19 protein-coding genes are annotated in these 25,818 nt (G+C 43.7%); 10 read left to right on the top strand and 9 right to left on the bottom strand.

From position 1 onward, the window contains the following. Window positions 1-78 precede the first annotated feature (78 nt). Together malZ and R7Q41_RS17675 are read left to right on the top strand one after the other, a co-directional pair. Window positions 79-1,905 (top strand): maltodextrin glucosidase, encoded by a 1,827-nt coding sequence (gene malZ / locus R7Q41_RS17680; protein ID WP_318144611.1) that lies wholly within the window; start codon window positions 79-81, stop codon window positions 1,903-1,905. A 174-nt stretch (window positions 1,906-2,079) separates the two neighbouring features. Continuing rightward, window positions 2,080-3,540, top strand: a complete 1,461-nt coding sequence (locus tag R7Q41_RS17675; RefSeq protein ID WP_318144610.1) for a sensor domain-containing diguanylate cyclase — start codon at window positions 2,080-2,082, stop codon at window positions 3,538-3,540. A gap of 51 nt (window positions 3,541-3,591) precedes the next feature. Here R7Q41_RS17675 and dusC read toward each other — a convergent pair whose 3' ends face one another. After that, on the bottom strand, window positions 3,592-4,551 hold the full coding sequence (dusC, locus tag R7Q41_RS17670) for a tRNA dihydrouridine(16) synthase DusC (RefSeq protein ID WP_054576222.1): 960 nt from the start codon (window positions 4,549-4,551) through the stop codon (window positions 3,592-3,594). Between the two features lie 170 nt (window positions 4,552-4,721). Between dusC and R7Q41_RS17665 the strand changes: the two genes are divergently transcribed. Then, a complete protein-coding gene (locus R7Q41_RS17665) occupies window positions 4,722-5,339 on the top strand; it encodes a YecA family protein (RefSeq protein WP_005380818.1) in 618 nt (205 codons plus the stop codon). A 79-nt stretch (window positions 5,340-5,418) separates the two neighbouring features. Here the strand turns inward: R7Q41_RS17665 and dsbB are convergent, their stop codons facing one another. Further along, complete coding sequence (dsbB, locus tag R7Q41_RS17660; RefSeq protein WP_031779052.1) at window positions 5,419-5,955, bottom strand: disulfide bond formation protein DsbB; 537 nt, start codon at window positions 5,953-5,955, stop codon at window positions 5,419-5,421. A gap of 83 nt (window positions 5,956-6,038) precedes the next feature. Further along, a complete protein-coding gene (gene nhaB, locus R7Q41_RS17655) occupies window positions 6,039-7,625 on the bottom strand; it encodes a Na(+)/H(+) antiporter NhaB (protein ID WP_005380822.1) in 1,587 nt (528 codons plus the stop codon). Window positions 7,626-8,264: 639 nt separating this feature from the next. Between nhaB and fadR the strand changes: the two genes are divergently transcribed. Next, window positions 8,265-9,104, top strand: coding sequence for a fatty acid metabolism transcriptional regulator FadR (gene fadR / locus R7Q41_RS17650; protein WP_005380824.1), 840 nt, complete (start codon window positions 8,265-8,267; stop codon window positions 9,102-9,104). 110 nt (window positions 9,105-9,214) lie between these two features. On the opposite strand, the gene R7Q41_RS17645 is transcribed toward fadR, so the two are convergent. After that, window positions 9,215-10,024: a hypothetical protein gene (locus R7Q41_RS17645; protein ID WP_318144609.1), complete on the bottom strand. Its 810-nt coding sequence runs from the start codon at window positions 10,022-10,024 to the stop codon at window positions 9,215-9,217. Window positions 10,025-10,234: 210 nt separating this feature from the next. Next, complete coding sequence (metG, locus tag R7Q41_RS17640; protein WP_005387290.1) at window positions 10,235-12,310, bottom strand: methionine--tRNA ligase; 2,076 nt, start codon at window positions 12,308-12,310, stop codon at window positions 10,235-10,237. Window positions 12,311-12,472: 162 nt separating this feature from the next. Between metG and apbC the strand changes: the two genes are divergently transcribed. The 3 genes from apbC to R7Q41_RS17625 all read left to right on the top strand — a co-directional run bounded on the left by apbC (window position 12,473) and on the right by R7Q41_RS17625 (window position 16,646). Next, window positions 12,473-13,549, top strand: coding sequence for an iron-sulfur cluster carrier protein ApbC (gene apbC, locus R7Q41_RS17635; RefSeq protein ID WP_213907174.1), 1,077 nt, complete (start codon window positions 12,473-12,475; stop codon window positions 13,547-13,549). 180 nt (window positions 13,550-13,729) lie between these two features. Further along, window positions 13,730-14,371 (top strand): uridine kinase, encoded by a 642-nt coding sequence (gene udk / locus R7Q41_RS17630; RefSeq protein WP_005380833.1) that lies wholly within the window; start codon window positions 13,730-13,732, stop codon window positions 14,369-14,371. Window positions 14,372-14,558: 187 nt separating this feature from the next. Further along, complete coding sequence (locus R7Q41_RS17625) at window positions 14,559-16,646, top strand: AsmA family protein (RefSeq protein ID WP_318144608.1); 2,088 nt, start codon at window positions 14,559-14,561, stop codon at window positions 16,644-16,646. A 62-nt stretch (window positions 16,647-16,708) separates the two neighbouring features. On the opposite strand, the gene cobO is transcribed toward R7Q41_RS17625, so the two are convergent. Then, window positions 16,709-17,314: a cob(I)yrinic acid a,c-diamide adenosyltransferase gene (cobO, locus tag R7Q41_RS17620; RefSeq protein WP_005380837.1), complete on the bottom strand. Its 606-nt coding sequence runs from the start codon at window positions 17,312-17,314 to the stop codon at window positions 16,709-16,711. 117 nt (window positions 17,315-17,431) lie between these two features. On the opposite strand from cobO, the gene R7Q41_RS17615 reads away from it, so the two are divergent. Then, window positions 17,432-17,881 (top strand): low molecular weight protein-tyrosine-phosphatase, encoded by a 450-nt coding sequence (locus tag R7Q41_RS17615; RefSeq protein WP_025767219.1) that lies wholly within the window; start codon window positions 17,432-17,434, stop codon window positions 17,879-17,881. Between the two features lie 60 nt (window positions 17,882-17,941). Here R7Q41_RS17615 and R7Q41_RS17610 read toward each other — a convergent pair whose 3' ends face one another. Beyond that, window positions 17,942-19,501 carry a SulP family inorganic anion transporter gene (locus R7Q41_RS17610; protein WP_005380840.1) on the bottom strand — a complete coding sequence of 520 codons (1,560 nt, stop codon included), beginning with the start codon at window positions 19,499-19,501 and terminating at the stop codon, window positions 17,942-17,944. A 332-nt stretch (window positions 19,502-19,833) separates the two neighbouring features. Continuing rightward, the gene (gene rne, locus R7Q41_RS17605; RefSeq protein WP_318144607.1) at window positions 19,834-22,908 is read right to left on the bottom strand and encodes a ribonuclease E; all 3,075 of its coding nucleotides are present in this window, start codon (window positions 22,906-22,908) and stop codon (window positions 19,834-19,836) included. Window positions 22,909-23,547: 639 nt separating this feature from the next. Between rne and rluC the strand changes: the two genes are divergently transcribed. Then, complete coding sequence (gene rluC / locus R7Q41_RS17600) at window positions 23,548-24,492, top strand: 23S rRNA pseudouridine(955/2504/2580) synthase RluC (protein ID WP_318086630.1); 945 nt, start codon at window positions 23,548-23,550, stop codon at window positions 24,490-24,492. Window positions 24,493-24,550: 58 nt separating this feature from the next. Here the strand turns inward: rluC and R7Q41_RS17595 are convergent, their stop codons facing one another. Continuing rightward, on the bottom strand, window positions 24,551-25,132 hold the full coding sequence (locus tag R7Q41_RS17595; RefSeq protein WP_054577644.1) for a Maf family protein: 582 nt from the start codon (window positions 25,130-25,132) through the stop codon (window positions 24,551-24,553). Window positions 25,133-25,281: 149 nt separating this feature from the next. On the opposite strand from R7Q41_RS17595, the gene yceD reads away from it, so the two are divergent. Then, window positions 25,282-25,806: a 23S rRNA accumulation protein YceD gene (yceD, locus tag R7Q41_RS17590; protein WP_005387307.1), complete on the top strand. Its 525-nt coding sequence runs from the start codon at window positions 25,282-25,284 to the stop codon at window positions 25,804-25,806. Window positions 25,807-25,818 lie beyond the last annotated feature (12 nt).

Genomic DNA, 25,818 nt, shown 5'->3' with positions numbered 1-25,818 from the left:
GTCAACTCGCAGGGAGGATTTCTTGTCTCTAATTCTTCAATAACATAGTGGCATATCCGATGACGAGGAGTGCCCATAATGAACCTGCCATTTATTTTTCATAGTCAAACTATTGATGGTTTAGCTTGTAATGACGAGCAAGTTACAGTCAGGCTGAAAACCGAGACATTGGATTTTGATTCCGTCTATGTGCGTATTGAGCCGGACAATGAAGAATATCTGGTCGACATGGCTCAAATTGGAACAGCTGGGGAATTGTTACTATGGGAGGCATCGTTTCGACCAAATCGAGATCGAGATGTCACACATTATGTGTTTAAGATCCTCAAAGACGGACAACAATACTGGCTCGATGCACGGGGTATGCAAAAGCGTATTCCACCCAAAGAGTTCCACTTTAAGTTGAATGTAAACCATCAACCACCAAGCTGGGTCCAAGAGCAAGTTTTCTATCAAATCTTTCCTGACCGTTTTTCTGCTAGTAAAAGTGAGTCTGATATTCGCCACGCTTATGCGCAGTATGATTCTGCATCGGTCGTCAAGGCGTGGGGAGACGCGGTAGGCTCTCACCAAAATACCGGGGCACGTGAATTCTTTGGCGGCGACCTCAAAGGTGTAGAACAAAAGTTGGACTATCTTGAACAGCTCGGCGTTACTGCGCTTTATTTCAACCCGATCTTTTCTTCACCAAGTAATCATAAATACGACACCACCGATTACTTCACTGTTGACCCTATGCTCGGCACCAACGATCAGTTTGCTGAACTGTGTGAGAAAATCCGTGGTAAGAATATGAAGATTGTCTTAGACGCGGTGTTTAACCACACGTCAGTGCATCATCCTTGGTTTGATATCCAACAAAAAGGAGAAGGAGCGTATGGCAATCCGCAGTCAAAGTTCCGTGATTACTACTTTTTCGAAGGTGAAACCAATCACTACATTGGTTGGAAAGGCATTGGTAACTTACCGGTTCTGAACTTTGAAAATGAACAGGTGCGCGACTACATCTACCAAAGTGAAGATTCTGTCATCAAGTATTGGCTGAAGCCACCGTACTTGGTTGATGGCTGGCGGTTTGATGTAATCCATATGCTTGGCGAAGGGGACGGCGCGAAAAACAATGCTCATTATGTGGCAGCGTTTCGTAATGCGACTAAGTCAGTAAACCCGAATGCTTATGTGTTAGGTGAGCACTTTTTTGAAGCAACGCAGTGGTTGCAAGGCGATCAAGAGGATGGGGCGATGAACTACTACGGTTTTGCTCATCCAGTCCGAGCTTTTATCGCACGACAAGATATTATGTACGATCCAATCAACATTGATGGTTTGGAGTTTAAAGCATGGTTGGACGAAGCCAGAGCAAAAATCCCATTTTCTAATCAGCTATCGCAGCTAAATCAACTCGATAGTCACGATACTGCTCGGTTTATCACATTGGTTGATGGTGATAAGCGTAAAATGAACATCGCGCTAGCAATGCTTATGACTTACGTTGGCACGCCTTGTATTTACTATGGGAGTGAAGTCGGTCTAGAAGGAGGGCTAGACCCGGATAATCGTCGTTGTTTTCCTTGGAATGAAATTGAAAGTTCACAATGGCTATCGCTTTACCAACAATGGATCAAGATACGTAAACAATGTAAGCCTTTACAGTCGGGCTGTATTCAATGGCTGCATTGCACTAACAATCAGTTGGCGTACGCACGTGTACTGGGTCGTGAAGCAGTCGTTGTAATGATTAATCTCAGTGGTAATGAATGTTCAATCGATTTACCTATGTGGCAACTGGGCTTGGAGGTTAGCCAAGTTGTATCGTTGTTAGATGACACAGAACAGGTTGATTATAAAGGTCATATCTCTGTCAATATGTCGGCACAGAGCTGCAAATTATGGCGACTAAAGTGACACCACACTCTATATTGATTAAACTCCTTTAATATATAAACGGTCTCAAACAGCGCGCACACATTTGTTTGGTCTCTTGTTATCTGGTGCTGCATTGCATGCGTCACCAGATAACGAGTATCAATTTAATAGCAGTCATAAGAGACTATTGACCTTTCATATGCATGGTACTCAATGGTAAACCAAAGGCGATTTAGCCTCTCATTTGTCATCTTTTTTCCTCTGGCGTTATTTGTAGTGGTTTTACTCGTGACAACGAAAAATTACTATGATGCGGTTAACCGCTATATCGATTCTGAGTATTCGCGTATCGAGCGTGCAATGTCTCGCGGTATTAAAGTACTCACGGCTTTAGATTACAGCTTCACCAACTATACCAATTACGCTAACCCACTGTTTGAAGAACATAATTCTTTAGTCAAAGAAGGGCTTTGTTATCTTTGGCCTATAGATGTGTTATTACTCGAAAGTGTTTATAGTGAAGGGTTACCTGCGGTTGACCTTGATTATATGATCGTAGGGGATGAAAGCTTATGTCAGCAAGGTTCAACGATTAACCAGTTAGCTGAACAAAAGGCGGGTTTTGCGCCGTCATTGTCATTTCTGCACGATATTGAATCGCACATTGTTGGAATCCATTACATTGACAAACGCGGTTACGTTATCTCCTCACCCGATACCTACGCAAAAAATTTCACGAGAGAACTTTTGTCAACGCTAAAAGCCCGACCTTTTTGGCAAAAAACCGCGCAAGATAAAGTGAACATTACCTTGGCTGGACCAGGGCCAGTGTTGGACTCGATGGAAGGTCAAGTCATTAGTATGACGGTACCCGTCTATGAGAAAGGAGAACACCAAGGTGTTTTGTCTATTGATTTTGACATCAATACGCTCATGGCTTCGTCGCTAGGTCTTGTTGGTCAGTTTCATTTGGTTTCCAATTTACAATCCATTCCTTCAAACAGTACACGAATCAAACCAGTCGAATTAGAGCGATTGAGTGCGAATCACAGCATGTACTACGAGTACAACCTTTGGGATGAAGCTAAGAACCTAGCGGTTTTTGAAAAATACAGCCTTATTGTCGCACTATTTATTTACGTGCTGAGTACCGTCGTCTTGTTCTATGTGAATATGCATAGCGAGCGACGTTACTTTAAAGAACTGGCAGCAAGAGACCCAATGACCAGTTTATTGAATCGTCGAGGTATGCAAACCATGTGGCGTAATAAGATGACAAAAAAACAGGTTGCTTTAGCAGTGTTCGATATTGATAACTTCAAGAAGATCAACGACACCTATGGTCATGATGTCGGTGATTCTGCAATTCAGCTTGTTGCAAAATGTATACGTGAAAATATTCGCCATACCGATGTTGCCTCAAGGTTTGGTGGCGAAGAGTTCGTTTTAGCGATTTATGACGAAGATTCAGAGGGCATTAAACTCATTTTAGACAGAGTAAAAAAGGCCATAGATGAGCGCTCGACACGCGTAACGAAAGAAGGCTTTACGATCTCTGGCGGTGTGGTGTTTAGTAAAGAGAGCCGAGTAGAAAACTTTGATGAATTGTTTAAAGCGGCGGATGAAAAGTTATATCAAGCCAAAAGTACCGGCAAAAATAAGATCTGTTACTAGGATTTAGATACAAAAAAGGACGAGATATTCGTCCTTTTTTGTGTTCGGGAGTTATGCAACCTGAGAGTTTAAGTCATCGCGGTAGCGTTGAATATGCTCAACAATTGGTGCGGCTTTGTTGAACGTTCTTATTTCTCTAAATAGGTCTTTTGCTTCAGGATAAGCCTGACGTAAGTAAGAGAACCATTGTTTTACGCGGTTTGGGTAATACAAGCCTTTATCGCCTTTCATCTCAAACTTGGAGTAGTAGATGAGCAACTCAACCACCTCGGGCCATGACATTGGCTGGTGGTTATGTTTTACCATATTGCCTAAGTTAGGGATGTTGAAAGCGCCTCGGCACACCATCAAAGAGTTAGCGCCAGTCGTTTCAATGCAACGTTGACCGTCTTCATAATTCCAAATTTCACCATTCGCTATCAGTGGGATATCGAAACGTTCGCGAATTTGGTTGATGTAATCCCATTTTATCTCAGAAGCTTTATAACCACCTTGTTTAGTACGTGCGTGTACGGTCAATTCATTTGCGCCAGCAGACTGAATGGCATCGACAATTTCAAAGCAATCTTCAGGGTTCTCCCAGCCAAGACGAATTTTTGCAGTTACGGGAATGGCTTCTGGAACGGCTTCTCGACAAGCTTTCACAACACGGTGAATGAGCTCTGGATGCTGGAGTAGCGCTGCACCACCTTTACTTTTGTTGACCATTTTGGCTGGGCAACCAAAGTTTATATCAATACCTCTGGCGCCAAGATTTGCCGCTTTAATTGCGTTCTCAGCCATCCAGTTTGGTTCTTGTCCCAACAATTGCACATGTACTGGCACACCAGATGCAGTCTGAGAACCTTGCAACAGCTCCGGGCATAAACGGTGAAATACATGATCGGGTAATAGCTGGTCGATTACGCGAACAAACTCCGTAACACACAGGTCATAGTCGTTTATCTCGGTCAGGATTTGGCGCATCAAATGATCTAAAACGCCTTCCATTGGGCCTAGTACAACTCGCATAGCTTGCCTAATACAGTTTGGTGGTAAAAAGGAGGGCGATTGTAGCGATGTAAGTTAAGTTTGTCATTAAAAGAGTCGAAGCGCCCAGTGCAGTCAAACACACAACGTTAGGTTACGTGCTTTTGAGCTCTGAGGTATAATGCCGCCAAATTTATGGGAAACCAGATGTCATGCAATACACATTGATTGAAAAAGGTGAAGTTCACGTCGATGAATCTTGCCTATTTATCGAAGGCGCAGTGTTAGCTGCGAATCTGACGACAAAACCACTCGCTCCTGAAAAGTGGTTAGAGCCGCTATTAGGTGAGGGATTCAAAGCGATTCAACCAGCTGTGGAAGAGCAAATTCACAAGCAGCATAACCGAATTCAACGAAACGAATATTCCGTGCTAGAGCTAACAGGCAAAGAACCTGAACAACTTGCTGATTTTGCCGAAGGCTTTATGTCTGTTTGGCCAATGATTGAAGAACAGTGGCAGGACGTTGAGCTCAATGATGGATTACAGCGTATGCTGCAAGCATTACTGACCACTTTGATGCTGGCTATCGATGAGCCAGCAACGCAGCAACAGATGCGCGACGCAGGTATTGAAACGCCACCGGCCCTGACAGATTTAGTCGACCAGCTTGATTTAATGGTCGGTGAAGTCGCGCTGGGCGCGGATGAGTTGATGGTAGGAAATAAAGCTCAAAGCCTAAACCCATTCAAAGGTATCGGGCGCAATGATCCCTGTCCTTGTGAGAGCGGAAAAAAATTCAAGCAGTGCTGTGGTCAATCACGCGGCTAAAGCGAATCGCCGCGCTATCCACTTAACAAAAAGCCGACCAGATGGTCGGCTTTTTGTTAATTTTTACGCGTCAGTAGGATTAACGAATTGGATTAACGCGTTTTGCAGGGAAGAATTGTGCAATTACAATTAATGCCAAAGCGATTAAATTGCCTGCAAAAATTACGACTAACCATTGTGGCATTGATAAATCAAGGAGCTGCCACACAACCTTAGAGCAATCACCATATGCTTCAAACATCCAAGGAACCCACTGATTGAGCGGAGCCCAGCTAGGGAATGTGACGAATAAATCGCAAGTCGCGAATGGTGATGGATTAAACTGGTAGTCAACGTGCTGCATCGCAAGTAACAAACCCTTGTAAGCACTTAATCCCCAGCCTATCAAACCTAGCCAGCGGAAAATTGGGTTCTTGGGTGCCAATATACCAACCATTGCAGCGACGCCCACTCCCATCATCGCGACTCTTTCATAAATACACATGACACATGGTGCAAGCATCATGACGTGCTGAAAATAGAGGGCACATGCTTCAAAGAAAACGACGAATAGCAGAAGCAGTAGCCACGATAAACGTCCCTTTGAAAACTGGTTAAGTGAATTTAAAATAGTCACGTTTTTGTTCCTGTCTGAAATAGAAAAAGCTCTGAATACTCAGAGCTTTTTATCGTGGATAAGTTTCCTAATCAACTCAAATTTTAGTGACCACCGGATACTACGGGAGTCAGATCACCACTATGAGGTAAAATCCAACCAGCTTCGTAGAAAGAAGCTGTTGCAGGCTCTAGGAAGAACATGATTCCCATTAGACCGACAATCGCAAGAACGACGGTGTAAGGCAGCGCCATGATAACCATTCGACCGTAAGACAGACGAATTAATGGAGCGAGAGCCGATGTGAGTAAGAATAGGAATGCCGCTTGACCGTTTGGCGTTGCAACAGAAGGCAGGTTAGTACCAGTATTGATTGCCACCGCCAGTAAGTCGAACTGATCACGAGTAATGAGGCCCTCAATGAGTGCAGTTTTTACTTCATTGATGTAAACCGTACCAACGAACACGTTATCCGACACCATAGATAACAAGCCATTCGCCACATAGAACAGAGCTAGTTGAGTACCTTTATCTTCAACGGCAAGCACCGCATCGATGACTGGTTTAAACAGCTCTTGATCAATGATTACAGCAACGATCGAGAAAAATACAGCAAGCAGTGCAGTGAAGGGCAGGGCCTCTTCAAACGCTTTCCCCATGGAGTGCTCTTCAATGACACCAGTAAATGCGGTCGCTAAAATGATCACAGAAAGGCCAATTAAGCCGACAGCCGCTAAGTGCAAAGCGAGTGCAACGATCAACCAAACCGCAATAAGACCTTGAACCCAGAGTTTTGCGACATCTTGATTTGTTCGCGTTTTACGCTCTTCACGGTCAAAATCGACGAGGATCTGACGAACGTTATTAGGAAGCTTCGCGCCGTAGCCAAACACTTTAAGCTTTTCAACTAAAGCACAAGTGATGAGACCACAGAAAAATACAGGTAGTGTCACTGGAGACATACGGATTAGGAATTCACCAAATAACCAACCCGCTTGGTCTGCAATAATTAAGTTTTGAGGTTCACCAACCATCGTGGTTACGCCACCTAAGGCAGTACCTACACCAGCATGCATCAACAAAGAGCGCAAAAAGGCACGATAGTTTTCTAAGTCATCACGCGTTAGTTCAGTGATCGTGTCATCTTGTGTATGGTCATGGTCACCGATAGGGTTACCAGACGCTACTTTGTGATAGATAGAGTAAAAGCCGATCGCCACGCTGATAACAACGGCGATAACCGTCAAGGCATCCAAAAATGCAGACAAAAATGCCGCAGCAAAGCAGAACGCGAGTGATAGTAGGGTTTTAGAGCGAATGCCAAGTAAAATTTTGGTAAAAATGAACAGCAATAGCTGCTTCATGAAGTAGATGCCCGCAACCATAAATACTAGAAGTAGCAGTACTTCGATATTTGCTACTAATTCGTGCTTAACTTGCGCAGGGCTAGTCATGCCGATAGCAATGGCTTCAATAGCAAGTAAACCGCCAGGTTGTAATGGGTAGCATTTTAATGCCATTGCTAGCGTGAAAATAAATTCAGCGACCAACAACCATCCAGCTACAAATGGGTTTATTAGGAAGAATACAATCGGGTTAATTATTAAGAAGGCTATAATGGCAACTTTGTACCAATCAGGCGCTTTACCAAGGAAGTTCTTGATAAAAGCGTTTCCGAGCGATATCGGCATGATAATTCTCTTTATAACAAAATTATGAATAGACACTACAATAGTGCTTAAGTATCTGTTTGTTAGACTTATTAACTAGTCTTTAAAAACAATAACTTAGTAAAACAACAATCCTTTGTTTATTGTAGTCTTGCCAAGTTACTTCCCCTGAACTCAAGCACCGCTCACTTTCGACCGCAAACTCTACACTCAGGCATTTATTAGTCAATAACAAAACGTGATGCTACCGACTAAAATGACTTTTTAAATGTAATAACGCGATCAAAACGGCGTTACTATACCATGAAAGTCTTAAAAAAATCCTCTTGGATTTTAAATGACGGTCAGTGACGAGAAAAGGCAAATTAAGAAAGAATATTAACTGTGATATACAAAGTAATTTTTCATATTTTGAATATAAAAATGTGACACGGTTGTCTTTATTTCTCCGAGATTTGTGAGCTGTTTAATTAAATGAAAATTCATATTTTACTGCTTTCGCTCGCATGTTAGAGCCTCTTAAATTGACACAACATATAGAGTATTAACTCTATGTTATGGAGTCGTTTCCACTATTGATCGTAAATTTTCTCAAACCGCTAAGTAGTGGTATGATGAGTAGTATCGACCCTCAGAAATCAATATTGGATAAAAAGTAGAATGGTCATAAAGGCGAAAAGCCCTGCGGGATTCGCAGAAAAATATATTATCGAGAGCATTTGGAACGGCCGTTTTCCTCCAGGCTCAATTTTACCTGCTGAGCGCGAGCTGTCCGAACTGATTGGTGTTACTCGAACGACTTTAAGAGAGGTTCTTCAACGACTAGCCCGTGATGGATGGCTGACTATCCAGCACGGCAAACCTACGAAAGTTAACCAATTTATGGAGACCTCTGGTCTGCATATTTTGGATACTTTAATGACGCTAGACGTTGATAATGCGACAAACATTGTAGAAGATCTGCTTGCGGCACGTACTAACATCAGTCCTATCTTTATGCGCTATGCATTTAAAGCGAACAAAGAGAGCTCTGAGCGTACAATTAAGAACGTAATCGAATCTTGTGAAGCTTTAATGAATGCGGCTTCCTGGGACGAATTCATCGCTTCTTCGCCGTATGCTGAAAAAGTTCTGCAGAATGTGAAAGAAGATAACGAGAAAGATGAAGCGAAGCGTCAAGAAATCTTGATTGCTAAAACGTTCAACTTTTACGATTATATGCTTTTCCAGCGCCTAGCATTCCATTCAGGAAATCAAATTTACGGTTTGATCTTTAATGGTTTGAAGAAGCTCTACGATCGTGTCGGTAGCTACTACTTCTCAAATCCAGCTTCTCGTGAGCTAGCTCTGAAGTTTTACCATCAATTGCTCGAAACTTGTGAAAGTGGCCAGCGTGAGCAACTACCAGTAGTGATTCGTCATTATGGTATGGAAAGTGCGTTGATCTGGAACGAAATGAAAAAGCAATTACCAACGAACTTCACGGAAGACGACAGCTAAGCGCTGACAAGTTGAATAAACGAAAACCGCAGTGCCTTAGGCCTGCGGTTTTTTTGTTTTTATTTATAAGTCGGCGACGAACCAAGCACCAATAATAAGGTATGGAACGTTTATCCTGCTAGTGAGAGTCTGGGTAACGGTAGATATAATGACTCTACGACATCTGAAAGGACATGGTCGTAAGTATTGAAGATGGTCAATGACAAGTCCGATGTGACGCCATAAAGCTCTGCTTCTGTTAAGTCGACATGACTCCCTGTCACGTATTCATTTAGCGTCTGTATTGAGCGCGTGGAAGCAGGAGAGGTAATGCTAAGTGGAGCGATAACCGCTAGTTGGTTTAGCTTACGCATCATGACCGATGCATAATTTTTGAAACGCTCATTTCCGCCTTGCTCTCCTAAATCTTGAATGCTGATTCGTAACTGAGTCAGGGTCTCCAAGCTATCCATAATGTTTTGCCAGTTCATGTGATACTCATTATGCAAGTCATTTCTTTGTTCAACCGCTAGCCATGCGATGGTTACTTCATCCATCAAAAACAAGCAATGACGAATTAACTTACCATGCTCCATCTGGTTTCTTGCAACACTATGGTCATTCCATTGTTCAAGTAGTTTCCCTACTTTAATCTGTAATACGCGATACATGGGTTTGTTTTCAAACCGTGATGTTTCGACTAAAAGATGCAGCTTGTTAGTCAGAGCATCATGAAGAGCGTCCAATTTTTGTTGATCGTTTTGTTGGAATTGAAGCGAGTAGTGAGTAGCAGCTCGGTGGTGTCTCAGAAGGTGAACAACATCTCGTAACAATGTTAACAGCTGATATTTGCGCGCATGTTGCTGCTCTCGTTTAGAAGATAAGTGATATATTCCGGCTAAAATAGCGATGGACAATAGTGTGGAAATCAAAACAAACATAACCAACTCCTTGTTAGTGTTTGGACCTAACAAGAAAGATTGCAGTTTTGATGCCACTAATTAAATTCTATTAAAACAGTAATTTAGGATTGTGATGGGAGAGGTGCTGTACAAGTTTGGTGCACAAATTCCCCAAAAGTGTGAATTCAGTCAAAAAAAGTCCCCGCTGAACTGGCGAGGACTTTTTAAATTTGATTGTAAAGCTACAACTTACATTACGCGCATACCAGGTTGAGCGCCTTCGTGTGGCTCAAGGATCCACAGGTCACTACCACCAGGGCCTGCCGCTAGGATCATACCTTCAGACATACCAAACTTCATCTTACGAGGTTTTAGGTTTGCTACCATTACCGTTAGCTTACCTTCTAGCTCTTCAGGTTTGTAAGCTGACTTGATGCCAGAGAATACCTGACGAGTTTCACCACCGATGTCCAATTGGAACTTAAGCAGTTTGTTGGCTTTTGGTACTTCTTCACAAGAGATGATGCGAGCGATACGCATATCTACTGCAGCAAAAGCATCGAACTCAATCTCTTCAGCGATTGGTTCTTTGTCTAGCTCGGTTTGGCTAGCCTTGTTCTTTTCCGCTTCAGCTTTCTCTTTCGCCGCCATTTCTGCCGCCGCATCTTCTTTAGACGCTTCGATCATCGCTTCAACATTCTTCGGATCGATACGGTTGAACAGTGCTTTGAACTTAGTGATCTCGTGGCCTGTTAGTGGAGCAGCGATGTTTTCCCAAGTTAGCTCTTGGTTTAGAAACGCTTCAGTACGCGCAGCTAGCGATGGCATTACTGGTTTCAGGTAAGTCATCAGTACGCGGAATAGGTTGATACCGACAGAACAGATGTCTTGTAGTTCCTGATCTTTGCCTTCTTCTTTTGCTACAACCCACGGTGCTTTTTCATCAACGTATTGGTTAGCTTTGTCTGCCAATGCCGTGATTTCACGGATTGCACGACCAAACTCACGCGTTTCGTAAAGCTCAGCGATACGGTCAGCAGCAGCAACAAATTCGTTGTAAAGTTCAGGCTCTGCAAAGTTGTCAGACAGTTTGCCTTCAAAACGTTTCGCGATGAAACCTGCGTTACGAGATGCCAGGTTAACGATCTTGTTAACAACGTCAGCGTTTACGCGCTGAGTGAAGTCTTCAAGGTTAAGATCTAGATCATCGATACGGCTGTTTAGCTTCGCAGCGTAGTAGTAACGTAGACACTCAGGGTCTAGGTGCTCTAGGTAAGTGCTTGCTTTTACGAACGTACCTTTAGACTTCGACATTTTCGCGCCGTTTACGGTTACGTAACCGTGTACGAATACGTTGTTTGGTTTACGGAAGCCGGAACCTTCTAGCATTGCTGGCCAGAATAGGCTGTGGAAGTAAACGATGTCTTTACCGATGAAGTGGTACAGTTCTGCTGAGCTGTCTTTCTTCCAGTACTCGTCGAAATCTAGGTCGTCGCGCTTGTCACATAGGTTTTTGAAAGAGCCCATGTAGCCGATAGGCGCGTCTAGCCATACGTAGAAGAATTTGTTCTTCTCACCAGGGATCTCGAAGCCAAAGTATGGTGCATCACGTGAGATATCCCATTGCTGCAAGCCAGATTCGAACCATTCTTGCATTTTGTTCGCTGTTTCAGCTTGTAGCGAGCCAGAGCGAGTCCACTCTTTTAGCATGCTTTCAAACTGAGGCAGGTCGAAGAAGAAGTGCTCTGAATCTTTCATTACTGGCGTCGCACCAGAAACCGCAGATTTAGGATTGATCAGTTCTGTTGGGCTGTAAGTCTCACCACAGTTGTCACAGTTGTCACCGTACTGGTCTTCAGACTTACATTTTGGACAGGTACCTTTTACGAAACGGTCCGGTAAGAACATCTCTTTTTCTGGATCGAACAGCTGAGAGATAGTGCGGCTAGAGATAAAGCCATTTTTCTTCAACTCAAGATAAATGTGTGACGCTAGCTCACGGTTCTCATCTGAGTGTGTGCTGTGGTAGTTATCAAAGCTGATATCAAATCCAGCGAAGTCTTTTTGGTGCTCTTCGCTAACTGCGGCAATCATTTCTTCAGGAGTAATACCCATCTGTTGCGCTTTAAGCATGATTGGCGTGCCGTGAGCATCGTCAGCACAGATGAAGTTTACAGTGTTGCCGCGTAGGCGTTGGTAACGAACCCAAATGTCCGCTTGGATATGCTCAAGCATATGACCAAGGTGGATCGAACCGTTAGCGTACGGAAGGGCACAAGTTACCAGCATTTTCCTTGACGGAAAGTTTTTTGGATCGTTTGCCATACTTAATATTCGCTTTTCTTGATAGGTATAAATAAATTTTGATGGATAATACTACCCCATGAACTGACTAACTCCAAGGTGTCAAACTGCGGAATGCCTTAGTTTTTTTGGGGTTCTGGTTGAGCCTGGACGGTGGTAGCATGACATCTAAAAGGAGGGCTTATGCATCAGTTCACTTCAAAACAAGATTTTTGTCACTGGTTTAACCAATTCCAACATCCACAGTTGGTGGAAAACTGGGCAGATATTCATGGCGCAATTTCGATTACGACACAGGGTTCTATTGATATAACGTTGCCATTCGCAAGTAATGAGCTTCAAACCGTACTGCATGACTGGATCAAACAGCAGCAAGCCTCGGGTAAAGTATCTGAATTCCCATTTAATATTCGCCTTGGAGTTAAAGCTTTAGAAACTCAAGTGGCTAACTCGGTTAAGGGTGTTAAGAACATCATTGCCGTCAGTTCTGCGAAAGGTGGCGTTGGTAAATCTACTACCGCAGTTAACTTAGCGTTGGCAATTGCTCAATCTGGGGCGAAAGTGGGATTATTGGATGCAGATATCTATGGTCCGTCTGTACCTATGATGTTGGGGCAAGAAGATGCTAAACCAGAAGTTCGTGATGGCAAGTGGATGGAACCCATTTTTGCTCACGGCATCTATACTCATTCTATCGGTTATTTGGTGGATAAATCAGAAGCGGCGATATGGCGCGGTCCAATGGCTTCAAAAGCGTTGTCGCAGTTATTAACTGAAACAGATTGGCCAGATTTGGATTATTTGGTGATTGATATGCCGCCAGGTACGGGGGATATTCAATTGACGCTGTCACAACAAATTCCGGTAACAGGTAGCGTGTTAGTCACAACACCGCAAGATTTAGCCCTTGCCGATGCAAGGAAGGGAGCGGCAATGTTTAACAAAGTCCATGTCCCGGTTATTGGTGTTGTGGAAAACATGAGTTATCACATTTGTAGTCAATGTGGCGCGAAAGAGCATATTTTTGGTATGGGCGGAGCTGAAAAAATGTCGCAAGAATTTGGCTTAGCATTGTTAGGACAAATTCCGCTTCATATCTCTATGAGAGAAGATATTGACGCTGGCGTGCCAACGGTAGCAAGACGCCCAGAAAGTGAGCATGCAGGGTATTATAAGCAACTTGCCGATCGCGTATGTAGCACGATGTTTTGGCAAGGCAAAGCAAAACCAGATGCGATTAGCTTTACAATGGTGAACTAAGTTTACTATGCCTGTTGGTTGATAATTGCACATTTTAACGTTTGCTCGGAGGTTAATCCTCTGAGCAGGCAGAAACTTATGACTAAACCCTAATTCCAACTAGTAACTATGGGGTGAACTCCCTATAATCAGGCAGTTTATCTTTTTATGTGACTAGAAATCATCATCGGGTGCAAACTAATGTCTGATAATAATCAATGCGTCATCGTAGGTATTGCTGGCGCTTCTGCTTCTGGAAAAAGTCTGATCGCGAGCACTATTTATAATGAGCTTCGCGCGAAAGTAGGCGATCATCAAATCGGTGTCATCACGGAAGATTGCTACTACAACGACCAAAGCCACCTAAGCATGGAAGAGCGAGTAAAGACGAACTACGATCACCCGAGTGCGTTGGACCACGACCTACTGTGTGAGCACCTAGAAAAATTGGTACGTGGTGAAGCAGTAGAAGTGCCTGAGTACAGCTACACTGAGCACACAAGAACAATTAACACCACCACAATGACACCTAAAAAGGTGATCATTCTAGAAGGTATCCTTCTTCTTACAGACCCTCGTCTTCGTGATTTGATGCATGCGACAGTATTTATGGACACACCGTTAGATATTTGCTTGCTTCGCCGTGTTAAGCGTGATGTGGAAGAACGAGGCCGAACTATGGAGTCTGTTCTTAAGCAATACCAACAAACAGTACGTCCGATGTTCATGCAGTTTATCGAACCTTCTAAGCAATATGCGGACATTATTGTTCCTCGCGGTGGTAAAAACCGTATCGCAATTGATGTATTAAAAGCTCACATTGCAAGACTTTTGAAAGCTTAAGCCTATAGACGGCTATATCGCTTTATTTTTAGGAGAAGAAGTGGCACCTTAAGTGCCACTTCTTTTTTTGTTTTTAAATTAGTCAGTTGCAGGTTAAAACCAGACACTTTTCACGCTTTGTGGAACTGTCAGCGGTAAATGGAGTCTGCGCTTATAATTGTAAAAACACTCGAGCAAGGAAAAACAAATGAAGAAACTGCTCTTAATTCTAGCAATACCGATTGTGGTCATTTTGGTCGCAATTTTAGCGTTAACCATCTTCGTCAATCCGAATCAGTTTAAACCCCTTATTGTTGAGCAAGCGCAAAAGCAAACGGGATTAGAGTTGGTGATTGAAGGGGATATCAGTTGGCAATTTTTCCCATCGATTGGCTTTGAGTTGGGACATACAGAATTGCGAAATCCACAAGGCTTTAGTAAACCCAATTTATTCAAAGTTGATACCGTTGGTGTAGACATCTCTGTTATGCCACTTTTTAGTCAACAGCTTGAAATTGGAAACGTCACGCTTGATGGTGCTGAGTTCTACATTGAAACCAAGAAAGATGGCAGCAAGAATATTGATGCATTGACGAAAGCCCAAACACAACAAGCAGAACAAGAGAACAATGCTGCGCCTACGCAAAATGGTGAAACGCAAACTTCTGGTTCTGATTGGAGTATTAATCTTGCTGGCGTTACGGTTTCTAACGGTTCATTAGAAATGCAGGATAAGCAAGCCGGTAGTTACACCAAACTCTATGATATTTCATTAAACCTTTCCGAATTCGCTTTTGACAACTGGACAACGGCTGATTTTGGCGTGAAGGGCGAAATGAACGACCAAAAGTTCACCGCGAAAGGTCAGGCAGACTTTAAGCTAGAAAAAGGTTTGGCAAACTACGCGCTAAAGAACATCAACTTTGATGCGACATACTCTGACCCTGCCAATAAAATTGAATCGGCAACGATCGGTTTAGACACGTTTGAATTCGATAAAGTAAATAACCTGACTTATGCCATTAAGGGTGACGCTGGTGGTATGAAGTTAGATATGCAGGGTGCTGGTCAACTTAGCGTGGACAAGGCTATCAGCAAAGTACAGTTGGATAAGTTAACTCTTAAATCGACTTTTGAGGGTGATGCTTTACCTCAGTCCCCGATGAAAGTCGACATGGTGTCTGATCTGTCTTTCGACCTAACGAAAAACCATCTGAGTTTTGTTCTAGAGAAGTTAACAGCGAATGCTATCGCCCTAGATGGTAAGGCAGATGTGACACTCGGTGATATTCCTAAAGTACGCTTTGCTCTCCATAGCCCCAATATCGATCTTGATGAGTTCTTAGGGTTAGATAAGCAAGCTGCCGAAGGTAATAAGCCTGCTTCTGGTGGCGAGAGTGCTCCTGCCGGACCTGAGGTTGAGCCTGATTTGTCTGCGTTGAAAGCGTTAGATGTAAAGGGTGACATTACTATCGACAAATTCAAAGCGGCAAATGCGAAGATGGAAGCGGTAAAAACGAGCTTCACTGTAAATCGTGGCGTGTTTGAGCTTACATCTTTTAGTTCGAAGTTGTACCAAGGCTCAATCTCAGCGACAGCGAAGTTAGATGCACGCCAATCACCAGCGACTTACAGTGTTAAAAAGTCAATCAAAGGCGTGAAAGTTCAACCGCTACTTATAGACGTTGCTGAAAACGACAAACTTGAAGGGACAGGTAACATTGATGTGAATGTTACAGGTAAGAGTCTCACGCCTACCGGTATCAAGAAGAATCTATCTGGTACGGTTGTTATCAATTTTGCTGACGGTGCGGTGAATGGCATCAACGTTGCTCAGTTGATTCGTGAAAACTATGCGAAATTTAAAGGGCAAAAAGTTGAAGGCACCAATGAAGCTAAGAAAACAGACTTCAGTGCGATGACGGCGACATTGAAACTCAACAAAGGTGTTGTATCAACGGATAATATGCAAGCTCAGTCTCCATTGTTACGTGTTCGTGGTAAAGGTACCGCAAACTACATCAATGAAACAGTCGACTTTACTATCAGCACGTCAGTTGTAGGTAGCCTAGAAGGCCAGGGCGGTAAAGATATAGATGAGCTGAAAGACATCACGATTCCAATCAATGTGTCTGGTAAGTGGGCAGAACCTAAATTCAAGCTCGTATTCGATGATGTTCTGAAGCAGAAAGCTCAGAAAGAAATCGATCGTGGCGTAGAGAAGCTAACGGACAAAATCAAAGACGAGAAAACCAAAGATGCGGTCGATGGTTTATTGAAGAATCTTTTCAACTAACCGTGCGTGAAAATCAAAAGGGTTGGCATTTTGCCAACCCTTTTTAAATTACTCTGCGAGTGTTACCAATCGACGCCTTTGAGGGCTTTTACGCCAGATTCAAATGCGTGCTTTACATTTTTCACTTCAGAAACGGTATCGGCCATTTCAATCAGGGTTCGATGTGCGCCACGCCCAGTAATAATAACCGACTGCATTTTAGGTCTGTTGCTCAGTGCTTCGACCACTTCGTCTAAGTCGATGTAGCCGTAGCTCACCATATAAGTTAGCTCGTCAAACAAGATGACATCGATAGAGTCGTCTTGCAGCATGCGTTTACATTCTTGCCATACGCCTTGCGCTGCTTCGGTATCAGCGGCTTTGTTTTGAGTTTCCCATGTAAAGCCGGTCGCCATTACTTGGAATTCAACGCCGAGTTTCTCAAGTAGGTTGCGCTCACCGTTGTCCCAAGTACCTTTAATAAACTGCGCGACAGCACAATTCAAACCATGACCCACTGCGCGTGCGATCGTACCGAATCCTGATGTCGATTTACCTTTACCATTTCCGGTAATGATCAGTAGCAGACCTTTTTCCTCTTGAGCAGCAGCGATTTTTGCGTCTACCTGTTCTTTGACTTTTTGTTGGCGAGCTTTATGGCGTGCTTCTTTATTTTCTTCGATAGACATAATACTTCCTTAATTCCTTTTCGTGCTGTGCCCAAGCTAATTTGGGTTCATTGATTTATCTCGCTATGATAGACCAACATATCGTGAAGAAAAACCACCGATAATTCAGGGAATAAAATGAAGAAAATACTTGTTGTTTGTATGGGAAACATTTGTCGGTCACCAACTGGAGAGGCAGTGTTAAGAGCGAAAGCTCAAAAGCTAGGCGTTGAAGTAGAGGTTGATTCGGCAGGTACAATTGGCTACCACGCAGGAAACCGACCGGATTCAAGAGCGATGGCAGCAGGAAAGCAGCGAGGTTATTCTTTTAAAGGAATGCAAGCGCGTCAAGTCACCATTGATGACTTTGAAAAGTTTGACCTTATATTAGCCGCAGATAAAGCAAATTTGGCCGATTTATTGGATATTTGTCCGTTGAAGTATCGACACAAAGTATCGTTATTTTTAAGTCATTCTGAGTCAGGTTACGACGAAGTCCCGGACCCATATTATGGTGGGGAAGATGGCTTTGAACTGGTGCTTGATTTAATCGAAGAGGCATCAGACGCAATTTTGAAGAAGCTATAATCGCCGTGCTTGAAGACAATAGAAAAAGGGATGAGCTCAGCTCATCCCTTTTTATTCGTGTTAACCCGCTAGTATGTCGGTTGCGACTTTGTAGCTTGGGTCTTCCTTCACGTTAATTTCAACCAAGCTGCCAGCTTTGTCCAAAAGTTTACGACAATCTGGGCTTAGGTGACGAAGGTGCAGCGTTTTACCTTGAGCATTGTAACGCTCAGCCAGTGTTTCAATGGCTTCAATTGCAGAGTGATCTGTCACGCGAGAGTCTGCAAAATCGACAATCACATCTTTTGGATCTTCAGGCGCGTTAAACAACTCCAGGAAGTTAGCCGCAGAGCCAAAGAAAATAGGGCCGTGAATCTTGTACTCTTTTGAACCTTCCTCGTTTAAGCACGTGTCGGCATAGATGTGCTTAGCGTGTTGCCATGCAAACATTAATGCAGAAACGATAACACCAACCGCTACGGCAACAGCAAGGTCAGTAAGAACAGTAACAACGGTCACAAGAACAATAACGAAGAAGTCTTGCTTCGGTACGCGGCGTGCTAGCTTAAATGTTGCCCATTCGAATGTACCAATGACAACCATGAACATCACACCAACCAGAGCAGCGAGTGGGATCATTTCAATTAGCGAAGAAGCGAATAAGATAAACATCAATAGAGCGATAGCCGCAACGATACCAGATAGACGGCCGCGACCACCTGAGTTTACGTTGATCATCGACTGACCAATCATCGCACAACCACCCATTGCGCCAAACACAGAACACGTCATGTTTGCCATACCTTGACCGATACATTCGCGGTTAGATTGACCACGAGTGTTCGTCATCTCATCTAAAACTGTCAGTGTTAGTAGAGATTCAATTAGACCAATGGCCGCTAGAATGATCGCGTATGGAAGAATGATTTGTAGAGTTTCTAGCGTAAATGGCACCGCCGGAATAGAGAAGGTCGGCAGTGAACCTGCGAGTGTTGCCGCTTCATCACCAGACATTGTACGCAGGAAGTCAACAACAGTGCGAGTTTCCAGATCCAAACCAACCACTAAAGCAGTCACCGTTACGATTGCAACAAGTGAAGAGGGTACAGCCGTTGTGATTTTTGGTAGAAAGTGAATGATTGCCATAGTTAGCGCAACCAAACCAAGCATTAGTAGCATTTGGTCTTGTGGTAGCCAAGTAAGCATGCCGTTGATATCTGGCGCTTTAAACTGACCCAACTGAGCTAGGAAGATAACAATAGCCAGACCGTTCACAAAACCAATCATCACAGGGTGAGGTACGATACGGATGAACTTACCCAATTTAAACATACCAGCGGCAATTTGAAGAATACCAGCGAGCATGATGGCTGCGAATAGGTACTGGACACCGTGAGTCGCGACAAGCGAAACCATTACGACTGCCATGGCACCTGTTGCACCAGAGATCATGCCGGGACGACCACCGAAAATGGAAGTAATAAGACCAACGATGAATGCAGCGTAAAGACCGACCATCGGATCTACGCCTGCGACGAACGCAAATGCGACAGCTTCAGGAACCAATGCTAGCGCAACGGTTAAGCCTGATAGCACATCATTTTTTACGGAGTGCTTAGAAAATTGGGGAAATTCGAACATGTTTGTTTTTAAGTTCTCTTTGCAATGAGTTAAACCCGACACATATTCGTATTTGCACAAGCCACTGGAAGGTTGATTTTTAATCAAACATTGCAGTGTAAACCGTAGTATTAAAAGAGCAGCATCAGAATGGTGTCGAAAACTTGAGTCGGCGCATGCTACCGAAAAGTGTGATTAAGTTCAAGAATGATACGAATAATGGCGTACAAATGTGATCACGAATTGGTATTTATATGAACAATTTATTGGGCAAATATGAAGATAAAAAAGGCTACCAGATGGTAGCCTTTAATTTATTTATGCCGTTAAGCAGTTGAACGTAATGATTTAGCCTAGTTAAAGTTAGGCTTTGTCATCTCTGCCGATGCACGGTTTTTAGCCACTTGGCTACCAGCACCTTTAGCTTGGTAACGTTCGGTTTTGAACGGTGCTGCTGCAACCGTGATTTCGCGTAGCTCTTGAGGGCCAGGTGCTTTCGTCATCGGTGCGCTAGCGTTTAGCTTAGCCGCAACTTTAATGGCTTCGACTTTAGGCTCTGGTTTATCTACTGGCGCTTCGGCTGCAATCTCTTTTGCTGCTTCAACGATAGGCTCTTCAGCAGGTGCCGTTTCTACGATGACATCAACCGGTTCAGCATGTTCAGTTACAGGAGTTTCAACGATAGGCTCTACCGATGCTGTTTCTACTACTGCCGATTCAGCTTTTTCTGCGATTACTGTTTCAACAACAGGTGCTTCTACTACTGGAGCTTCCACTTTCGCTTCAACGGTTTCTTGAACCTTGTGTTCAACAACTGGCGCATCTGTTACGACAGGTTGCTCGCGACGAATAATCACTTTACCCATTGCCATTTCTGGACACGCAAAGCCACCTTGGATTGTAGGTACTGCTGCTACAGCTTCTTCCTTAACTCGCTCTTCCTTCTTAGGTGCTAGTTTCGGAATGTAACGTGGCATTACTTTACCCATAGCCATTTCAGGAGAAGCGACACCTCCCTTACGTAGGCGGAACGGGTTAGGGCGGCGATCACGGCCACGGCGACGACGCTGGCCGCTTGCACGCAGGTGACGTGGCGAACGACGGTTACGACGTTGCTTAGACTCTGCTTGCTTGTTGTCTTGTTGTGCTTCTACCGCTGCTTCTGTTGGCTTCTCAACTTTGGTTTCAACCGTTTCTTGAGTCTTAACCGCTGTTTCTTCGGCTTTCTTCTCAATAGCTTCTTGGTCCTTAACGCGTACAGACTTGTTCAATTTGCGACGTTGGCGGCGCTCTTTCACTTTTTCTGCTTTCGCATTTTGCTGCTTCGGTTTGCTCTCTTCTGGTTTTGTTTCAGTACGAGCTTCCGCTGCTAGCTGCAGACCTTTTTCCGCTACTTTTGCGTTTGCTTTCTGCTCTTGGGCTTTATCTGCCTGTTGAGCTTTAGGTTTACGCTTTTGGTTACGGTTTTGCGGTTTATTTGTTTGTTGTTGAGCTTCGTTTTGCTCATTAGCCTGCTCATCACGAGGCTTACGACGACGTCGGTTATCGCGATTGTCGCGGTTATCACGATTATCGCGCTGGTTGTTATTGCGACGACGATCGTTACGATCACGTTTGTTACGTCGATTATCGCGATTTGGTTTTTTCTCTTCCTGAGGTTTCTGTTCTTCTTTTGTTTCTTCAGAACCACCGAATAGGAAGCTACCAAGTGCTTTAAACAGACGGCTGAACAATCCAGGTTTCTCTTCTTGTTCAACGTTTTGTTCTTTCTTCTTCGCCTCAGGAGCTGGTTTAGCTGCTGGTGCAGGTGCGGTTTGAGACGGAGCCGCAAAGCCTTTAAGAACTGGCTCTTCAATTCGTTTTGGTTTTACGTCAACTTCCGCTGGCTCTTTACCTTCCGCTTCTTTCATTGCTTCCAGTTTTTTAGGAAGTAGGTAAGAAATCAGATCGAACTCTTCACCTTCACGAACACGGATAACTTCGAAGTGCGGCGTTTCCATGTCAGAGTTTGGAACAACCGTAATCTTCACTTCTTGAATGCGTTCGATATGGTTAACTGAACGACGTTTTTCGTTCAACAAGTAAGAAGCGATTGGCACAGGTACAACTGCGAGAACTTGCGCTGTATTGTCTTTCAGTGCTTCCTCTTCGATTAAACGAAGTACAGAAAGTGCTAGAGATTCGTTGTCGCGAACGACTCCAGTACCGCTACAGCGAGGACAGATGTGGTGGCTTGCTTCTGCTAGAGAAGGGCTTAAACGTTGACGTGACATCTCCAACAAACCAAAGCGAGAAATACGACCGATTTGTACACGAGCGCGATCAAGACGAACGGCTTCACGTAGACGGTTTTCTACTTCTCGTTGGTGGCGAACAGGTGTCATATCGATAAAGTCGATAACCACTAAGCCACCCAAGTCACGTAGACGTAACTGGCGAGCAATTTCGTCGGCTGCTTCTAGGTTCGTGTTTAGGGCTGTTTCTTCAATATCACCGCCCTTGGTTGCACGAGCAGAGTTGATATCGATAGACGTTAGTGCCTCAGTCGGGTCAATAACAATAGAACCGCCAGATGGCAGACGCACTTCACGTTGGAAAGCCGATTCAATTTGGCTTTCGATTTGGTAGTGGCTGAATAGTGGAACTTCGCCTTCATATTTCTTAACGCGGTTAAGGAAATCAGGGCGCACCAATTGAATGTGCTCTTTTGCACGTTCGTAGATGGTGTTGCTATCAATTAAGATTTCGCCAATATCACGACGCAAATAGTCACGGATTGCACGAACGATAACGTTACTTTCTTGGTGGATTAAGAATGGAGCAGGGTTAGAGTCCGCTGCACCTTTGATTGCACCCCAGTGGTTAAGTAGTACATTCAAATCCCACTCAAGTTCTTCAGCACTCTTGCCAACGCCAGCAGTACGTACGATTAGGCCCATGCCCTGAGGCAGTTCCAAAGTACTTAATGCGGCTTTTAGTTGAGTACGCTCGTCACCTTCGATTCGACGAGAAATACCGCCAGCACGAGGGTTGTTAGGCATCAGAACAAGGTAACTACCAGCAAGAGAAATGAAAGTAGTAAGAGCAGCGCCCTTGCTTCCACGTTCTTCTTTTTCCACTTGAACGATAACTTCTTGGCCTTCCGTTAGCACTTCTTTGATGCTTGGACGACCTTGGTAGGTGTAACCTTCAGGGAAATATTCGCGGGCAATTTCTTTGAGAGGGAGGAAACCGTGACGCTCGGCGCCGTAATCAACAAATGCGGCTTCTAAGCTTGGTTCGATACGTGTGATACGTCCTTTGTAGATATTCGCTTTTTTAGATTCATGTCCTGGACTCTCGATATCAAGATCGAAAAGTCGCTGGCCATCAACCAGAGCGACACGCAACTCTTCTTTTTGAGTTGCGTTAATTAACATTCTTTTCATTGAAAATTCTCGTTGTCTTTTCTTTTATATCTTTCTTGTCGACTTGCCACTGTTTTTTCGCTCTTTCACGGTGCCTGATCCCATGGCTTGTATTTTGCAGCCTCCCGGCTGGAAGGGGATGCTCTCGGGCACTTCAGTCATCACAAGCCTCTTGTGGTTTCTGTTGGAAACGTAGACTTGTGACCCGCTATTTGGGCGGTAGGTACTCAACGTGAATATGCGAGGAGTAGGGTGGCAAGAGTGTTGAATTCGATGTGTCTCACGCCAATGCTGCACTCGACCTTCAACGATCTACTCACATTGCTTGAGGATAAATGATTGGTAATGAATAAAATGTAACCAAACCTTCCTTAGCAGCTGTGAACTATAGCAGTGCGCGTGGCTATCAGCAATCTGCTTTCACGCAAACGATAGAAAATTTACCGCTAAACTCAAAATTTCTATTTTATAACTGGCTGTTTCATAAGCAATTGAGATGTGCAAACTGTTCAAGACAGAAAACAAATTGAGAACTTGATTGAGAGTTTTAATAATTTAAACAAAAGCTTGGCGAAATTTAGACCAGTATGTGCCACGGAGTGTTTCTTTTACGACAAGAATAATGTGAAGTCGCACGAAATTGAGTTTACAATACCGCCCATGAACGAAATAAGAACAAAAGTCCAGTTCGTCGATATCGACGAAGATATGGCGGGTCAGCGCATTGATAATTTTTTGCGCAACCAATTAAAAGACATTCCTAAAAGCATGATTTACCGAATTGTGCGTAAGGGCGAAGTGCGCGTAAATAAAAAGCGTATAAAAGCAGAGTACAAGTTAAAAGCAGGCGATCTCGTTCGTATTCCACCGGTGACCGTCGAGAAAAAAGATGACGATGTCGCACCAAGTACGAAACTTAACAAAGTCGCTGAGTTGGAAAATATGATTATCTTCGAAGATGATCATATGTTGATTCTAAACAAACCATCTGGCACCGCTGTGCATGGTGGCAGTGGTTTAAAGTTTGGTGCGATTGAAGCGCTTAGGGCTCTGCGTCCTCAAGCTCGCTTTCTTGAACTTGTGCATCGTATTGACCGTGATACTTCAGGGATTTTGCTGGTTGCTAAGAAGCGTTCTGCACTTCGTCACTTGCAAGCCCAGTTTCGTGAAAAGACAGTAAAGAAGTTTTACTTAGCTCTTGTCATGGGGCAATGGAAAAGCAGTTGTAAGGTTGTGAACGCGCCACTGCTCAAAAACGAAGTGAACAGTATTGTTCGTGTTAACCCTAATGGTAAGCCGTCAGAAACGCGTTTTAAGATTTTGGAAAAGTTCGAACAAGCTACATTGGTTCAGGCGAGTCCGATTACTGGTCGAACTCACCAAATCCGAGTTCATACGCAATACACTGGTCACCCAATCGCTTGGGATGATCGCTACGGTGATCGTCGCTTTGACGCTTACACAGGTCAAGTTGGTTTAGATCGTTTGTTCCTACACGCGGCAAACATCAAGTTCCAACACCCATCAAATGATGAGTGGATGGAAATCAACGCACCGATGGAACCGAAACTAGAAAAAGTGTTGGCGGGTTTAAGAAACGCGTAACCATGTTTTCCTCGCGGATGCAAAAGGGAGCCTGTGGCTCCCTTTTATCGTATTTGGGTTAAAGGACATCGAGTCCTTGAACATGCAACATATCAATCAAATCAATCAATGGTAGTCCGACAAGTGTGTTCGGGTCTTTACCAACTAATTTCGTAAACAAGCAAATTCCCATGCCTTCGCTTTTAAAGCTGCCTGCGCAGTAAAAAGGTTCTTCCCTGTCGACGTAGCGTTTGATTTGTTCAAGCGTTAAATCTCTAAAGTGCACCTCGAAAGAATCAAAGCCGACTTCTGTATGGTTTGTGACGGTGTTATGTACCGCAAGACCAGTATAGAAAGTGATGACTTTTCCACTTTGAGCCAAAAGTTGATTTATCGCGTTATCTCTATTTAAAGGCTTGCCAACGATTTCACCATTAATGACACAAACTTGGTCACTGCCGATAACTAAACTTGCTTTATCCGTCTGGCAAGATATTGCTTTCTCTTGGGCCAGTCTCTGCACAAGTTCAGTTGGCGTTTCTTGGTCAAAAGGTGTTTCATCGCAATCAGGTGATAAACAAACGAATGGTAGTGAGAGCTTTTCAAGCAGTTGTTTACGAAAAGGGGAAGTTGAGGCTAAAACCAGTTGGTAATTTTTCATTTTGAATTACAATTCGTGGGAGCATTTCCAATAGGATAATCGATCAAAAATGATTCTGGCTAATGCTCTGTATGTTAAGCGCAAAAAAGTACAACTTTTTTGCCTTTTTCTTTGACTAATTTTGATTTGGAAGATAATATTCGCGCCCTATGCAAAAGGTAAAAATACCGCGAACGGTTGACCCAGCTAAAGCTGCACAGAAACGATTGGATTACGATGGCATCATCCAAGCTAGTCTTTTCAAGCGCTTAGTGGAAACAACTGAAGGCGTAAAACGCGACGCAGAAGTCTCATTGTCATTTGGGATGGATGAACAGCGACTCGTTGTTATCTCTGGTAAAGCTAACATCGAAGTCGATTTAGAGTGTCAGCGTTGTAATGAGGTATTCGCACATGAGTGCGAAGTTGAATTCCTTTCTACTCCTTACTACGGTGAGAAAACAGAACAGGAAGCACCAGAAATTTATGATTTGGTAGATCTAAATGAATATGGTGAATTAGACCTCATACAACTTGTTGAAGACGAGTTCATCTTAGCATTACCTCAAATTGCGATGCACGATGAAGCGGATTGTAGCGTTGATTCAAATAACATGGTTTTTGGTGAGATTCCTGAAGAAATTGAGGAAGAAAAACCGAATCCATTCGACGTTTTGAAAAGTCTGAAAAAGTAATAGGTGTGGTAG

The organism is Vibrio sp. 2096, from assembly GCF_033339595.1.
Classification (GTDB): Bacteria; Pseudomonadota; Gammaproteobacteria; order Enterobacterales; family Vibrionaceae; genus Vibrio; species Vibrio alginolyticus.
Note: the sequence above shows the minus strand (reverse complement) of the source record. Positions and strands in the feature narration are given on the sequence as shown.

Coding starts and splice junctions, on each gene's coding strand:
- malZ (WP_318144611.1), top strand. CDS start 79: ATGAACCTGCCATTTATTTTTCATAGTCAAACTATTGATGGTTTAGCT.
- R7Q41_RS17675 (WP_318144610.1), top strand. CDS start 2,080: ATGGTAAACCAAAGGCGATTTAGCCTCTCATTTGTCATCTTTTTTCCT.
- dusC (WP_054576222.1), bottom strand. CDS start 4,551: ATGCGAGTTGTACTAGGCCCAATGGAAGGCGTTTTAGATCATTTGATG.
- R7Q41_RS17665 (WP_005380818.1), top strand. CDS start 4,722: ATGCAATACACATTGATTGAAAAAGGTGAAGTTCACGTCGATGAATCT.
- nhaB (WP_005380822.1), bottom strand. CDS start 7,625: ATGCCGATATCGCTCGGAAACGCTTTTATCAAGAACTTCCTTGGTAAA.
- fadR (WP_005380824.1), top strand. CDS start 8,265: ATGGTCATAAAGGCGAAAAGCCCTGCGGGATTCGCAGAAAAATATATT.
- R7Q41_RS17645 (WP_318144609.1), bottom strand. CDS start 10,024: ATGTTTGTTTTGATTTCCACACTATTGTCCATCGCTATTTTAGCCGGA.
- metG (WP_005387290.1), bottom strand. CDS start 12,310: ATGGCAAACGATCCAAAAAACTTTCCGTCAAGGAAAATGCTGGTAACT.
- apbC (WP_213907174.1), top strand. CDS start 12,473: ATGCATCAGTTCACTTCAAAACAAGATTTTTGTCACTGGTTTAACCAA.
- udk (WP_005380833.1), top strand. CDS start 13,730: ATGTCTGATAATAATCAATGCGTCATCGTAGGTATTGCTGGCGCTTCT.
- R7Q41_RS17625 (WP_318144608.1), top strand. CDS start 14,559: ATGAAGAAACTGCTCTTAATTCTAGCAATACCGATTGTGGTCATTTTG.
- cobO (WP_005380837.1), bottom strand. CDS start 17,314: ATGTCTATCGAAGAAAATAAAGAAGCACGCCATAAAGCTCGCCAACAA.
- R7Q41_RS17615 (WP_025767219.1), top strand. CDS start 17,432: ATGAAGAAAATACTTGTTGTTTGTATGGGAAACATTTGTCGGTCACCA.
- R7Q41_RS17610 (WP_005380840.1), bottom strand. CDS start 19,501: ATGTTCGAATTTCCCCAATTTTCTAAGCACTCCGTAAAAAATGATGTG.
- rne (WP_318144607.1), bottom strand. CDS start 22,908: ATGAAAAGAATGTTAATTAACGCAACTCAAAAAGAAGAGTTGCGTGTC.
- rluC (WP_318086630.1), top strand. CDS start 23,548: ATGAACGAAATAAGAACAAAAGTCCAGTTCGTCGATATCGACGAAGAT.
- R7Q41_RS17595 (WP_054577644.1), bottom strand. CDS start 25,132: ATGAAAAATTACCAACTGGTTTTAGCCTCAACTTCCCCTTTTCGTAAA.
- yceD (WP_005387307.1), top strand. CDS start 25,282: ATGCAAAAGGTAAAAATACCGCGAACGGTTGACCCAGCTAAAGCTGCA.